The 14,436-nt window shown below is 33.9% G+C and carries 12 protein-coding genes; 4 read left to right on the forward strand and 8 right to left on the reverse strand.

What is annotated here, in order from left to right; all coding sequences use genetic code 11:
* Nucleotides 1-27 precede the first annotated feature (27 nt).
* The 3 genes from truA to lpdA all read left to right on the forward strand — a co-directional run bounded on the left by truA (nt 28) and on the right by lpdA (nt 4,076).
* On the forward strand, nt 28-768 hold the full coding sequence (gene truA / locus AC23MC_RS12755; RefSeq protein ID WP_487568736.1) for a tRNA pseudouridine(38-40) synthase TruA: 741 nt from the start codon (nt 28-30) through the stop codon (nt 766-768).
* Nucleotides 765-2,513, forward strand: coding sequence for an ABC transporter ATP-binding protein (locus AC23MC_RS12760; RefSeq protein WP_487568737.1), 1,749 nt, complete (start codon nt 765-767; stop codon nt 2,511-2,513). The genes truA and AC23MC_RS12760 overlap by 4 nt, the downstream gene beginning before the upstream one ends.
* Before the next feature lie 174 nt (nt 2,514-2,687).
* Nucleotides 2,688-4,076, forward strand: a complete 1,389-nt coding sequence (lpdA, locus tag AC23MC_RS12765; protein ID WP_487568738.1) for a dihydrolipoyl dehydrogenase — start codon at nt 2,688-2,690, stop codon at nt 4,074-4,076.
* 70 nt (nt 4,077-4,146) lie between these two features.
* On the opposite strand, the gene AC23MC_RS12770 is transcribed toward lpdA, so the two are convergent.
* The 3 genes from AC23MC_RS12770 to AC23MC_RS12780 are packed head-to-tail and all read right to left on the reverse strand — an operon-like array spanning nt 4,147 to nt 7,082.
* Nucleotides 4,147-5,085 carry an NAD(P)H-dependent flavin oxidoreductase gene (locus AC23MC_RS12770; protein ID WP_487568739.1) on the reverse strand — a complete coding sequence of 313 codons (939 nt, stop codon included), beginning with the start codon at nt 5,083-5,085 and terminating at the stop codon, nt 4,147-4,149.
* Nucleotides 5,086-5,112: 27 nt separating this feature from the next.
* Nucleotides 5,113-6,300, reverse strand: coding sequence for a tRNA 2-thiouridine(34) synthase MnmA (mnmA, locus tag AC23MC_RS12775; RefSeq protein ID WP_487568740.1), 1,188 nt, complete (start codon nt 6,298-6,300; stop codon nt 5,113-5,115).
* 35 nt (nt 6,301-6,335) lie between these two features.
* Entirely contained in the window at nt 6,336-7,082 is a 747-nt protein-coding gene (locus AC23MC_RS12780; RefSeq protein WP_487568741.1) for a toxin-antitoxin system YwqK family antitoxin, read from the reverse strand.
* A gap of 480 nt (nt 7,083-7,562) precedes the next feature.
* Here AC23MC_RS12780 and AC23MC_RS12785 point away from each other — a divergent pair, with 480 nt between their 5' ends.
* The gene (locus tag AC23MC_RS12785; protein ID WP_487568742.1) at nt 7,563-8,549 is read left to right on the forward strand and encodes a fasciclin domain-containing protein; all 987 of its coding nucleotides are present in this window, start codon (nt 7,563-7,565) and stop codon (nt 8,547-8,549) included.
* A 151-nt stretch (nt 8,550-8,700) separates the two neighbouring features.
* Here the strand turns inward: AC23MC_RS12785 and AC23MC_RS12790 are convergent, their stop codons facing one another.
* From AC23MC_RS12790 to AC23MC_RS12810, 5 genes are all read right to left on the reverse strand, one after another.
* Nucleotides 8,701-9,393, reverse strand: a complete 693-nt coding sequence (locus AC23MC_RS12790) for a hypothetical protein (RefSeq protein WP_487568743.1) — start codon at nt 9,391-9,393, stop codon at nt 8,701-8,703.
* Between the two features lie 164 nt (nt 9,394-9,557).
* Nucleotides 9,558-10,325, reverse strand: a complete 768-nt coding sequence (locus AC23MC_RS12795) for a CPBP family intramembrane glutamic endopeptidase (RefSeq protein ID WP_487568744.1) — start codon at nt 10,323-10,325, stop codon at nt 9,558-9,560.
* Between the two features lie 135 nt (nt 10,326-10,460).
* Nucleotides 10,461-12,350: a membrane protein insertase YidC gene (gene yidC, locus AC23MC_RS12800; protein ID WP_487568745.1), complete on the reverse strand. Its 1,890-nt coding sequence runs from the start codon at nt 12,348-12,350 to the stop codon at nt 10,461-10,463.
* Between the two features lie 32 nt (nt 12,351-12,382).
* Nucleotides 12,383-14,002, reverse strand: coding sequence for a CTP synthase (gene pyrG / locus AC23MC_RS12805; RefSeq protein WP_487568746.1), 1,620 nt, complete (start codon nt 14,000-14,002; stop codon nt 12,383-12,385).
* Nucleotides 14,003-14,163: 161 nt separating this feature from the next.
* A complete protein-coding gene (locus tag AC23MC_RS12810) occupies nt 14,164-14,391 on the reverse strand; it encodes a DUF3820 family protein (protein WP_487568747.1) in 228 nt (75 codons plus the stop codon).
* Nucleotides 14,392-14,436 lie beyond the last annotated feature (45 nt).

Consider the following 14,436-nt stretch of genomic DNA (forward strand, 5'->3'; position numbering starts at 1 on the left):
AATTCAATTATCTTTGTAGATTGAAATATGAGATACTTTATCAAACTAGCATATAACGGAACCAACTACCACGGGTGGCAAACGCAACCCAATGCAGTATCTGTTCAAGAAACATTGGAAAAAGCACTTTCTCTTTTACTTAAAAATAAAATTGAAATTGTGGCCGCCGGTCGCACAGACTCCGGTGTGCATGCCAAAGAAATGTTTGCTCATTTTGATTTTGAAGAGAAGATAGATGGTGATTATTGGATTCCAAAACTGAATTCCTATTTACCAAAAGACATCGTAATTTATTCTATTTTTGAAGTGAATGCTGAAGCTCATGCACGTTTTGATGCCATTGAAAGAACCTACGAATACCACATTCACTCCACTAAAGATGCTTTTATTAATGAATTAAGCTGGTATCATTTTTATCCCTTAAATTTGGAAAAAATGAACCAAGCCGCAAAAATTTTGTTAGAATACACCGATTTTGAATGTTTTTCAAAAGTGAATACCGATGTTTTTACTTTTAATTGTAAAATAAAAAATGCCTTTTGGCAACAAAAAGATAATCAATTGGTTTTTACGATAACAGCCGATCGCTTTCTCCGAAATATGGTGCGAGCAATCGTGGGAACTATGATTAACATTGGCCAAGGAAAAATTGAACCGGAACAGTTGCGAACCATCATCGAAAGTAAAAACCGAAGCCAAGCAGGATTTTCTGCACCGGCTCACGGACTCTATTTAACCCAAATTTTATATCCATACAGCACCGAATGAAAGCATTTGACACTCAATTATTCAAACGGATTTTATTCTACACAAAACCCTATCAATGGCGGTTTAAAGGAGTGATATTTTGGGCAATCGGACTTTCGGTTTTTGCCGCTCTTCGCCCCTATTTATTAAAAAACACAGTTGATGATTACATCAAAACCCATGACAGCCATGGCTTGATGTTTTATATTATGTTGATGGGAATCGTATTAATTCTCGAAGTTATATCACAATTTTACTTTGTCTATTGGGCCAATTGGTTAGGGCAAGATATTGTTCGCGACATCAGAATCAAGCTTTTTGACCACATGCTTCGGTTTAAAATGAAATATTACGATCATTATCCTGTTGGTCAATTGGTAACTCGTTCTGTTTCAGATATTGAAGCTATTGCACGTATTTTTAGCCAAGGATTATTCATGATTATCAGTGATTTAATGAAAATGGTTGCTGTTATTTTTGTCATGTTTTTTATGAATTGGAAGCTTTCGTGGATTGCAATTTTAGCCATGCCAATTTTAATTTATGCCACGCGAATTTTTCAATTAAAAATGAAATCGGCGTTTGAGGAAGTTCGAACACAAGTGGCAAACATCAACACTTTTGTGCAGGAAAGAGTGACCGGAATGAAAATTGTTCAACTTTTTTCAAGAGAACAAATTGATTATGAAAAGTTTAAAGTCATCAATGACAAACACAACAAAGCTTGGATAAGAACAGTTTGGTATAACTCGATTTTCTTTCCAATTGCCGATTTAGTTACTTATTTCACTTTAGCTTTTGTGGTCTATTTTGGTGGATTATCTCTGATTGGAGGTGAAACTACAACCACATTTGGAGATTTATTTACGTATACAATGTTGATTGGAATGTTGTTCAACCCACTCCGTCAAATTGCTGATAAATTCAATGAGATGCAAATGGGAATGATTGCTGCCAATCGCGTTTTTGCCATTTTAGACATTCAAGATCAAGTGCAAGAAAATGGTACAGTTGAAGCACCACATTTTGAAGGAAAATTATCTTTTCAAGATGTTCGTTTTGGTTATATTGAGGATGAAGAAGTCATCAAAGGCATCAATTTGGAAGTAAATCCGGGAGAAACTATCGCAATTGTTGGTTCAACCGGAGCAGGAAAATCAACGATAATTAATTTATTAAATCGATTTTACGAAATTAATAGCGGAACTATTTCCATCGATGAAAGAAACATCAACGAATTTGAATTACAAAGTCTTAGAAAACAAATTGCCGTGGTTTTGCAAGATGTCTTTTTGTTTGCCGATACAATTCTGAATAACATCACCCTGGATAATCCAAACATCACAAGAGAAGATGTGATTGAAGCTGCCAAAAAAATTGGTGTGGACGAATTCATCATGACTTTACCCAATGGCTATGATTATAATGTAAAAGAACGCGGTGTGATGCTTTCATCGGGTCAACGACAATTGATTGCCTTTTTGCGTGCGTATGTGAGCAATCCGAGTATTTTAATTTTGGATGAAGCCACTTCTTCGATTGATACGTATTCGGAAGAATTAATTCAAAGAGCCACTGAAAAAGTGACCAAAGGAAGAACTTCTATCGTGATTGCTCATCGCTTGGCAACTGTTGTGAATGCTGATAAAATCATAGTAATGGATAAAGGAAAAATCGTTGAACAAGGCAAACATTCAGAACTTTTATTAAACGAAAAAGGCTTTTATAAAAATTTATACGATTCGCAGTTTGTAACGGAACAGTAGAAAGTTGCGGGTTGTAAGGTTGCGAGTTACGGGTTGCGAGTTATTTTCACCGACAACTGATAACCGACAACAGATAACCGACAACGGACAACCGAAAACAGTCTTCAAAAAACTTTTTAAAAACATATTAAATCATTAAATTCGCAGTCTGTAATTACGAAAATTCAAAAGAAAATGAAATACGATATTATTGTTTTAGGTAGTGGTCCCGGTGGATATGTAACAGCCATCCGTGCCTCACAATTGGGCTTTAAAGTAGCCGTTATTGAAAAAGAAAATTTAGGCGGCGTGTGTTTAAATTGGGGATGTATCCCAACCAAAGCACTTTTAAAATCGGCTCAAGTGTTTGAATACCTGAAACATGCTTCAGATTACGGATTAATCGTAAAAGAATTTGATAAAGATTTTGGAGCCGTAATCAACCGTAGTCGCGGAGTGGCAGACGGAATGAGTAAAGGCGTTCAATTCTTAATGAAAAAAAATAAAATTGATGTTATCGAAGGTTTTGGTAAAGTAAAACCAGGCAAAAAAATTGATGTTACTGCAGGTGATGGAAAAGTAACGGAATACAGTGCAGATCATATTATTATTGCAACCGGAGCTCGTTCACGAGAATTGCCTAATTTGCCGCAAGATGGTAAAAAAGTAATTGGTTATCGTCAAGCGATGACATTGCCGGAACAACCAAAAAAGATGATTGTAGTAGGTTCCGGTGCTATTGGTGTTGAGTTTGCCAGTTTTTATAATGCGATGGGAACAGAAGTAACAATTGTTGAATTTTTACCAAATGTTGTTCCTGTAGAAGACGAAGATATTTCAAAACAATTTGAACGTTCGTTGAAAAAATCAGGAATTACGGTGATGACAAGTTCTTCGGTAGAACGAATTGACACAAGCGGAAATGGTGTTAAAGCATTTGTGAAAACATCAAAAGGCGAAGAAGTTATTGAAGCCGATATTTTATTATCTGCAGTTGGAATCAAAACGAACATTGAAAACATTGGTTTAGAAGATGTTGGAATTGCCGTTGACCGTGATAAAATTTTAGTAAACGATTATTATCAAACGAATATTCCGGGTTATTATGCCATTGGTGATGTAACTCCGGGTCAGGCTTTGGCTCACGTTGCTTCAGCAGAAGGAATTTTGTGTGTAGAAAAAATCGCAGGATTACACGTTGAACCATTGGATTACGGAAACGTTCCGGGTTGTACATATGCTACTCCTGAAATTGCTTCAGTTGGTTTAACTGAAAAGCAAGCGAAAGAAAAAGGATATGAATTAAAAGTGGGTAAATTTCCGTTTACCGCTTCAGGAAAAGCAAAAGCTGCCGGAACTCCGGACGGATTTGTAAAAGTTATTTTTGATGCCAAATACGGCGAATGGTTAGGTTGCCACATGATTGGTGCCGGCGTAACCGATATGATTGCCGAAGCAGTTGTTGCTCGTAAATTAGAAACAACAGGTCACGAAATCTTAAAAGCAATTCACCCACACCCAACGATGAGTGAAGCAGTCATGGAAGCTGTGGCTGATGCTTATGGTGAAGTGATTCATTTGTAATCAACAATAAAATACAAAAGCCGTTCAACTTAAAAATTGAACGGCTTTTATACTCTATTATTTTGATGACTTAAAGCAAAACAGCTTCCTTCTTAGCCAATTCAAATTCTCCAATAACCGAATCAATAATTTCTTTCACTGGTTTTATATCGTGAATTAATCCCGCAATTTGACCGATTTCTAATTCGCCTTCCACTAAATCGCCTTCGAACATACCACGTTTTGCCCGGGCACGTCCTAACAATTCTTTTAATTCTTCGGGAGTTGGACATTTGGCATACAATTCCTGAATATCGTTGTAAAACTTATTTTTTATCAAGCGAACGGGAGCTAATTCTTTCAATGTAACCAACGTATCGCCTTCTTTCGTATCAATAATCGTTTGTTTAAAATCAGCGTGAGCAGAACTTTCTGTAGAAGCTGCAAAACGACTTCCCATTTGAACACCATCAGCACCCAAAATCATCGCAGCCAACATTCCTCTTCCCGTTGCAATTCCGCCTGCCGCAATTAACGGAATGGAAATGTTTTCCTTTACCATCGGAATTAATGTTAAGGTGGTCGTTTCTTCCCTTCCATTGTGACCACCGGCTTCAAAACCTTCGGCAACAACGGCATCTACTCCGGCTTCTTGAGCTTTCAATGCAAATTTTGAACTACTCACTACGTGAACCACAGTAATTCCTTTTTCCTTTAAAAAAGAAGTCCACGTTTTTGGATTTCCTGCAGATGTAAAGACAATTTTTACCTCTTCTTCAATAATAATTTGAATGATTTCTTCAATATTAGGATAAAGCATTGGAACATTTACACCAAACGGTTTGTCAGTTGCTTTTTTACATTTTTGAATGTGTTCACGCAAAACATTCGGGTACATCGAACCAGCTCCAATTAGACCTAAACCACCGGCATTGCTGACAGCACTGGCTAATTTGTATCCGCTGTTCCAAATCATTCCGCCTTGAATAATTGGGTATTTTATATTGAAAAGAGATGTAATTCTGTTCATAAATTCAAATAATTAAGAAATGCGAATTTACGAAATTACACCCGAACCTACTAATTCATCACCCACATTCCAAGCCACAAATTGTCCTTCTGTAATGGCAGATTGTGGTTCATCAAAAACGACAAACAATCCACTTTCAAATTGATATAAAGTTGCATTTTGCAAGGCTTGACGGTAACGAATACGAGCCATAACTTCCATTGTTTCACCATTATTCAAACGTAAATCTTCGCGAACCCAATGAATTTCATTCGGTTGAACTTTCAATGCTTTCCTGAATAATCCGGGATGAGTATGAGCTTGTCCTGTATAAATGGTATTGGTTTCAATATCAGTGGCAATGATGAACAAACCTTCTTTGGTTCCGCCCACATTTAACCCTTTTCGTTGACCTATAGTGAAATAATGAGCACCTTGATGTTTGCCCACCATTTTTCCCATACTTGGCAAATAGTGGAAAGGTTGAGCATCAAAATTCAGTTGATCTTCTATTGATTCAAAAGTTGGTTTTTGTAAAGTATAAATCGAATCATTTTTATCAATTTCGATAATAATCCCTTCTTTGGGTTGTAATTTTTGTTGTAAAAATTCAGGTAATCGGACTTTTCCAATAAAACATAATCCTTGCGAATCTTTCTTTTCAGCGGTAATTAAATCTAATTTTGAAGCAATTTCACGTACTTCCGGTTTAGTTAATTCTCCAATTGGAAACAATGATTTTGCTAATTGCTCTTGTGATAATTGACATAGAAAATACGATTGATCTTTATTGTCATCTTTTCCGGCAAGTAATTGATAGATTTCTTTTCCATCTTTTTCAAGAATTCCTTTGCGACAATAATGTCCGGTTGCTACAAAATCTGCTCCTAACGAAAGAGCAATTTTCATAAAAACATCAAATTTAATTTCGCGATTGCAAAGTACGTCGGGATTAGGAGTTCGACCGTTTTCGTATTCTTTGAACATATAATCAACGATACGGTCTTTGTATTCTTCACTTAAATCGACAGTTTGAAAAGGAATTTCGAGTTTTTCGGCCACCAAAAGAGCATCATTAGAATCTTCCAACCACGGACATTCATTTGAAATTGTCACCGAATCATCGTGCCAGTTTTTCATAAACAAGCCGATGACTTCGTAACCTTGTTCTTTCAACAAATACGCCGCAACACTGGAATCTACCCCGCCGGAAAGTCCGACTACTACTCTTTTCATTTCAAAAATTTTTGCAAAGGTAGCGATTTCTGAAATTACTGTTTCTGTGCTTTAACTTTTCTTTTGGCTTCGCCTTTTGCCGTTTTGGGTTTGGCTTTTTTCTTTTCGCTACGGTTTTCTTCTTTTACTAATTTTCCTTTGTCGTAAAATTTCCAGATTCCAACCGATTGTCCATTTTTATATTCGCCAATTGTATATTTATCTCCAGCAGCTTCTCTAAAAATTGCCGGACCGTTCAACTCTCCATTTTTAAAATTTGTTTCTTCTAAAATTACACCGTTTTCAGCTACTTTTTTGTAAGGTCCGTTTTTTATACCCTCAACAAAATTAGTTTCTTCAGCAATTAATCCGGTATTATAAAATACTTTTTTTACACCATGCAATTTACCTTTCTTATAATTCTCTAAATTCATGATGGTATCAGACCTAAGATGATAAAATTTCCATTCGCCTTCATGAAGTTTATTGACTAATTTTCCTTCGCTTACTTTATGTTTTCCGTTGAACACAATCGTATAGCAAGAACCATCCTTGGCAGAAAAATCTCTTGTAGCTACAATTTTTTTTACTTTAGTGTTATCATAAAAGGTAAAAACGCCTACTTCTTTACCATGATTAAATTGACCTTCGTATTTGGGATACTTTGTATCTTCATAAACACCTTTCCAAATTCCATGCTTATTTCCTTTTTCATCTACTTGATTGATATTGTCTTGTGCAAAAATTACAGAACTTATTAAAAATAATAAGAGAACTATTTTTTTAGAAAATTGGATATTCATGAGTTTATTGTTATTTATTTATAAAACTACGCATTGGCAAAAATAGTATATGATCAGGAGAATTTATTTGAAAATTTAAAATTAAACTTTATTTAAAATCAAAATTATTCAAAAAATTAAGTAATCCTACTTACTACCTCATAAATGATTTTTTCAATCATTTGATAGTTAAGCTATCAAGCAACTCAAAAAAAATACTATTACTAACTTCTAAAACAAAATTTCTTGATAAAAAATTGGTTGAAATATTGAAAAAAAGATTTTTTGTTTATTAATTTTTTGTTAAAATTAAACAATTATTAAGAGTGCTTAAATCAACAAAAAAACTTATAAATCCTAATAAAATAAGAAATAAAACAAGAAACAATCCTCTTTTAAAAATTTATATTTTACAATTTTGTTTATCTTATATCTAAAATAGTTAAACAATATTAAAAATAATTTATATATTTGTATCGAACAATAAAAAACTCAATAACTATGAAAAATGTTAAATTTTTAAAATCAGTATTTTTTGCTTTTTTAGCAATTACAACTTTCTCATGTAGCGATGATGATGACGCTGGAGCTCCACAAAGCAACACCATTGCAGCCATTGCATCACGCACACCGGATTTAAGCATTTTAGTGCAAGCATTAGACCGTGCAGGTTTAGTAGCTGCAGTTGATGGAACAACACAACTTACTGTTTTTGCTCCTACTAATGAAGCTTTTGAAAACTTTTTAGAAGCAAACGGATTTGATGATTTAGAAGATGTCCCAGTTCCTCTTTTAACTCAAGTTTTGTTGAATCACGTAGTTACTGGTGCTGTACAATCTACACAATTACCTGATGCTGGTTACATTCAGACACTTGCGACTCTTAATGGTGAAGCAAACGGAAATAACTTAAGCATGTATGTAAATAAATCTACAGGAGTTAGATTAAATGGTGTTTCGTCTGTAGTAACTGGTAGTGCGAACATTATTGCATCAAACGGTGTAGTTCATGTGGTAGATGCTGTAATTGGTTTGCCAACTGTTGTAACTTTTGCAGTTGCAGATCCAAATTTTGATACATTACAAGCTGCATTAACAACATTAACACCTGCTACAGATTTTGCAGCAATATTAGGTAGAACCCAAGGTGGTAATGCTGATGGAATTAATCCTCCTTTCACTGTTTTTGCACCTATTAATACTGCATTTGCTGATTTAGACGCTGAATTAGCACCAGGTGGTATTGCTTCTTTAACCGAAGGACAAATTACAACTACATTATTGTATCATGTTGTTGGTGGAGCCAATGTACGTTCTAACCAAATTCCAGCCGGACCAATTACTTCATTAGAAACAGGAACATTTAGTATTACTGGTACAACAATTACAGATGAAAGAGCAAGAACTAGCGGTATTATTGCTGTTGATGTTCAAGCATCTAACGGTGTAATTCACGCTATAAATAAAGTTATTCTACCAAACTTTTAATTAAGAATTTGCTATGAAAAAGAAAAGCTCCGATATACTCGGAGCTTTTTTTGTTTTAAATTTTAATGACCATAAATTTCGGATTTCATAAAATAATTTATTTTTAGTTATATAAAAAATATTGTTTATCAATTTACTAATAAGATTGATACTATTTACTCTGTAAGTAAAGTAACTTTCCTAATAGTTCATCTTCTATTTCTAACATTGATAATCCACCTATACCAATTTGAATTCCGCCACCGCTTGAACTTCCGGCAGTTTGCTTTCCGATTTTGTAGTATTTTGATTTACCATTTAAAACTACTTCTTTTTTCTTATTATTAACTTGAATGTTTACTGTATCGTCACAATTTTTTGCTTGATAAAGTAAAGATTGGTCTTTTTTTAATTCGCCTAGCAGTTGACCTTCTACTATAATTTCTATAGGAAAAGCAGAGCCTACAAGCGATTCAAATCTATCACGAACAAAACCTACTTTACAATTTTCAGCTTTTATCTCTATTGGTTTTTCTGAATAATACATTTGTCCTTCTAAATAAAATCCGTATCCTTTTAAATTATACCCAATTGTGTTGACTACGATATAATTTGCTCCATTATTTTTTGCCGTTTCTTCTAATTTATTCTTTAGAAAACTCCACTTTAAGTTAGAATTTTCTTTGAGTAAAACATCTCCAACTTTTGTTCCATTCATTTCGGAGACTTCTTTATCTGAAATTAATGTAACAGTATTTATTTTGACTTTATTCATTTCTGTTAGATTAGAAACAACAATTCCACTGCCACATGATGAACAAATAACTGTAAATAGTAGTACAACACTAATTTTAATTATTTTCATACCTAATTACTTTTATATATGTTTTTAAATTTTTTATGAAACGTTTTTGGAATTTGTGAAGAAGCGGATTTAGAAGCACAACAATTTATTAGAATTCATAATGTTCAATTGAGCACTGAACGCACTTTTCGTAAAATCCTAATTGGTGTAAGTATTGTTTAGGATCAATTTTCAATTATTAAGTCTTTCTTCCACTTTATAAGTATCAACACCCAAAGTGAAATGGAAACTATTAAAATAATAAGTTTTGAAGTTCCACTAAACGCATTATTAAAGAAGTGATTGTACATAAAAACATTTACCAAAAGGTGAATGCAAGTACAAGCTAAAATTGATTTAGTTAATTCTGCAATTTGTCCTATTCCCCAACTTCCTAAAATTAATATTCCTAAAAAAAACAAATTATCAAACAAAGTAGCTTCTGTCAGAAAACTTAAATGCCAAGCATACCAAACAAAACCAATAATCAAAAATCTTGCAAAAGGTTTTATAAATCGAAATTCTTCTTGAAGATAACCTCTCCAACCATATTCTTCCATTATACAATAAACAAAAGTTCCAAAAGCAGCAATTAGTCCAAATAGATGTGAATTTATTCCGTATTTATTTTGAACTCCGATTACAATTAATAAAAGAGTTGGAATAGAAGCCATTAGTAAGCTTTTAACCTTAGATGTTCCAAAGAATGAGATGTCAACATTTCTTTGTTTTTTTAGTAGAAATAATCCCAATAAACCTGCAATAAATATTCCACTGCCTTCAAGAATTCCTTCCAATATCAAATAACTCCAATTATAATTGGCTTCTAATGTATTATTTAAATCAAAAATGTCAAATCGGAAAATATTAGACACTCCAAACCCAATAATTATAAACAGTAGTAATCTTGTCGCACTAATTTTTTTGTTTTCAATCGTATTAATATCAGTCATTTGTTTCGGAATTTTATTTGGGCCTGCCATTTCGCAATACTATCAACAACTCTAAAATAGCTACAATCAATCAAATATAATTAAATCATTCTATATATAAAAAAAGCTCCGAAAATCTCGGAGCTTTTTTATGTTTTATTTTTTTAAATTCTTTTGCTTTTCAGCCTCTTCCATCATTTCCTGCATTTTGCGTTGGAAACGATTCATGGTTTTTGGTTTCGTTTTATTCTCTTGAATTTGAGCGTGAATTTTCTTTTCATCAATAATATAATTCTTAATTACCAGCATGATTCCGATTGTGATGGCATTTGATATGAAATAATATAAACTCAATCCGGAAGCAAAATTATTAAAGAAGAACAACATCATTAACGGAGAAATATAAATCATAATCTTCATGATTTTACCCATATCCGGCATACCTTCTTGTGGCGGAGCACTCATAGCTTGGTCTCCGGTTGTCATTTTCATATAGAAGAAAATAGCGATAGAAGCCAAAATTGGAAATAAACTCACATGGTTTCCATAAAAAGGAATGTAGAATGGCAAATTAATAACCGAATCAAATGACGATAAATCATCTGCCCAAAGGAAACTTTTTTGTCTTAAATCAATTGCTGATGGGAAGAAACTAAACAACGCATAAAACACGGGAATCTGCATTAAAGCTGGAAGACAACCTGCCATGGGGTTCACTCCTGCTTTGGAATACAATTTCATGGTTTCTTGTTGCTTTTTCATTGGGTCTTTGGCAAATTTAGTCCCTAATTCCTGAATTTCCGGACGCAAAACCTTCATTTTGGCTTGTGACAAGTAGGATTTATAAGTTACCGGTGACATAACAATTCTTACCAAAATAGTTAATATTATAATGGCTATTCCATATGGTAAAAACCCAATTAATAAGTCGAAAGTTGGGATAAAAATATAGCGGTTTATCCACCCGAACATTCCCCAACCAAGCGGAACAATTTCGTCAAGATTTTTATCATACTTGTTCAAAATATGATAATCCGCCGGACCGTAGTACCAATTCATATCATAATTAATTTCACCATTCTTAAAAGCTAATGGAACAGTAGCTTTAAATTGTTTAGTGAATAAGGTGTCTTTTTCTTCATCTTTTACTAAGTTTTCTGAGACAACCATTGCTTTTTCAAAAGCAGTATCGGTTAATAAAACAGATGTAAAAAAGTGTTGTTTAAAAGCAATATACGTGACATCAACCGGATCATCAGATTTAGATTCTCCTTGACCTAAATAGTCATCTTTACCGTCTTCATATTCAAAAATTAATTCGGTGTAGCGATTTTCATAGCTTACACTTTTCTCATTTCGATATGTTTTGATTTTCCAATCTAAATTTACCGGATTAGAGGAGTTTAAAACTGTATTTAAACCTTGTGAACGAATAGCAAAATCAAGCATATATTCGTTTGGTTTCAATACATAACGGTATTCTAAATACTGGTTTGAACCAGCTTTTAGTTTTAAAGAAACAACCTGATTTTTACCTTCTTTGCTTAACGTTGGTTCAAAAAATAAATCTTTTGTATTTAAGGTACGGTTATCATTGGTTTTTAATTCGATATTGAAATCGGCGTTACCATCCTTAATCAAATGAACTTTTTTGCCTGAACCTTTTCGGAATTGCTCAAATTCTTTCATTTCGGCTTCAACGATATAACCTCCTTTGTTGGCTATTTTTAATCGAACCACTTCATTTTCGATGGTTGTAAAAGCTTCCGTTGCAGATGGAAGTGAAGCAGAATAAGCAAAAGATCCCAAACTACTTTGCAATTGAGCTACCTGAACTGAATCTGAAACCGGTGCGACCGCTTTTGTTTCTGTTGTAGTAACTTTGGCTGGAGATGGTTTTGCATTTGCATCAACTTGTTCTTGTTGAGCTTGTTTAGCTTTTTCCTTTGCTTCGTTTTGTTGACTGTTGTACATGACCCAAATCAGAATCACGAAAATTAATCCGAATCCGATAATCGAGTTTAAGTCTAATTTTTTTTCTTCCATTTACTTACTTATTACTTATTTACGTTTCAAATTTAGGCTGAAACGGATTTATGTTCAACAGCAGCTTTTACAAACCCAACAAAAATTGGATGCGGATTGGCTACTGTACTTTTATATTCCGGATGGTATTGAACTCCGATAAAAAACGGATGGTTATCTACTTCGATAATTTCAACCAAACCGGTATCTGGGTTAATTCCGCTTGCTTTTAAACCTGCTTTTTCTAATTGATCTTTAAACTGACCATTAAATTCAAAACGATGACGATGACGTTCTTCAATTTGAGATTTTCCATATATTTGATGAGCCAAACTTCCTTCTTGAAGATCACATTTCCAACTTCCCAAACGCATGGTTCCGCCTTTGTCTGTAATTGTTTTTTGTTCTTCCATCAAATCAATTACGGCGTGTGATGTTTGCGAATTCATTTCGGTTGAATTGGCATCTTCAAAACCTAAAACTGTTCGAGCATATTCAATTACAGCCATTTGCATTCCTAAACAAATTCCGAAAAACGGAATATTATTTTCTCGAACGTAACGAACGGCTTCAATTTTTCCTTCAATTCCTCTTTCTCCAAAACCTGGTGCGACTAAAATTCCGTCGAAATCACCAATTTTTTCTGCTACATTCGATTTATCAATATATTCTGAATGCACACTTACAATGTTTACTTTCGTTTCGTTAGCAGCACCGGCGTGAATAAACGCTTCTAAAATTGATTTATACGAATCTTGCAATTCAACATATTTTCCTACCAAACCAATGTTTACAGTATGTTTTGGATTTTTCAATTTGAACAAAAACTCATTCCATTGTTTCAAATCCGGAGTGGTTTTTTCGGGTAAATTCAACTTTTTAAGAGCGACTTTATCTAAACCTTCTTCCAACATTAAATTCGGAACATCATAAATCGTTGATGCATCAATTGATTGAATGACCGCTTCACGTTTTACATTACAAAACAAAGCCAATTTCTGACGTAATTCATCTGATAATTCATGTTCTGTTCTACAAACCAAAATATCCGCTTGAATTCCGCTTTCCATCAATGTTTTAACGGAATGCTGAGTTGGTTTTGTTTTTAACTCACCCGCTGCAGCCAAATACGGAATCAACGTTAAATGAATGACAATTGCGTTTTCTTCACCCAATTCCCATAACAATTGACGAACAGACTCGATGTAAGGTAGCGATTCAATATCACCAACAGTTCCACCAATTTCGGTAATCACGATGTCAAAATTACCTGAATTACCCAGCAATTGCATTCTTTCTTTAATCTCGTTGGTAATATGTGGTACAACTTGCACCGTTTTACCTAAAAATTCTCCTCTTCGTTCCTTTTCAATCACAGAAAGATAGACTCTTCCGGTGGTTACGTTATTAGCTTGCGAAGTAGGTACGTTTAAAAATCGTTCGTAATGACCTAAATCCAAATCGGTTTCTGCACCATCATCAGTTACATAACATTCTCCGTGTTCATAGGGATTTAATGTTCCCGGATCGACGTTGATGTACGGGTCGAATTTTTGAATGGTTGTTCGATAACCTCTGGCTTGCAATAATTTTGCTAACGAAGCCGCAATAATTCCTTTTCCTAAGGAAGAAGTTACGCCGCCGGTAACAAAAATATACTTTGTCTGATTCATTGTGTTGTTGTTTGTTGTTGTAGTTGTGTGTGATGAATTAATAGAATATACTTTAATGCAAAACGGTGCAAAAGTACGATTTAATTAGTCAATGTAAAAATGAAATATTGAGATTATGATGTAATAATTGAATTTAAAAACAATTCATTGCAATTCAATCGTTAAGGCTTTGGAAATTTGATTTTTATGGTTCGAATTAAATGTTCTAAACCGTTTAATTTAAGTTCATAAATCAATTGAAGCTGTTGACCAAGTTCTCCTTTTGGAAAACCTTTGCTATGATACCAAACCACGTAATATTCAGGAAGATCAATCAAATAGCGACCTTCATATTTACCGAAAGGCATTTTGGTATGTGCTAATTTGATGAGTTGTTTTTGTTGATCCATTGACAGTTGTCGGTTGTCTGTTGTCCGTCGTTTGTTTTCTGTTGT

It is taken from the genome of Flavobacterium sp. T50_26 (assembly GCF_057652995.1).

Bases quoted from the DNA above. Each gene is read 5' to 3' on its own strand.
- AC23MC_RS12795 (WP_487568744.1), bottom strand. From the start codon at position 10,325: ATGACTGATATTAATACGATTGAAAACAAAAAAATTAGTGCGACAAGA.
- AC23MC_RS12780 (WP_487568741.1), bottom strand. From the start codon at position 7,082: ATGAATATCCAATTTTCTAAAAAAATAGTTCTCTTATTATTTTTAATA.
- AC23MC_RS12785 (WP_487568742.1), top strand. From the start codon at position 7,563: ATGAAAAATGTTAAATTTTTAAAATCAGTATTTTTTGCTTTTTTAGCA.
- AC23MC_RS12810 (WP_487568747.1), bottom strand. From the start codon at position 14,391: ATGGATCAACAAAAACAACTCATCAAATTAGCACATACCAAAATGCCT.
- truA (WP_487568736.1), top strand. From the start codon at position 28: ATGAGATACTTTATCAAACTAGCATATAACGGAACCAACTACCACGGG.
- yidC (WP_487568745.1), bottom strand. From the start codon at position 12,350: ATGGAAGAAAAAAAATTAGACTTAAACTCGATTATCGGATTCGGATTA.
- pyrG (WP_487568746.1), bottom strand. From the start codon at position 14,002: ATGAATCAGACAAAGTATATTTTTGTTACCGGCGGCGTAACTTCTTCC.
- lpdA (WP_487568738.1), top strand. From the start codon at position 2,688: ATGAAATACGATATTATTGTTTTAGGTAGTGGTCCCGGTGGATATGTA.
- mnmA (WP_487568740.1), bottom strand. From the start codon at position 6,300: ATGAAAAGAGTAGTAGTCGGACTTTCCGGCGGGGTAGATTCCAGTGTT.
- AC23MC_RS12790 (WP_487568743.1), bottom strand. From the start codon at position 9,393: ATGAAAATAATTAAAATTAGTGTTGTACTACTATTTACAGTTATTTGT.
- AC23MC_RS12770 (WP_487568739.1), bottom strand. From the start codon at position 5,085: ATGAACAGAATTACATCTCTTTTCAATATAAAATACCCAATTATTCAA.
- AC23MC_RS12760 (WP_487568737.1), top strand. From the start codon at position 765: ATGAAAGCATTTGACACTCAATTATTCAAACGGATTTTATTCTACACA.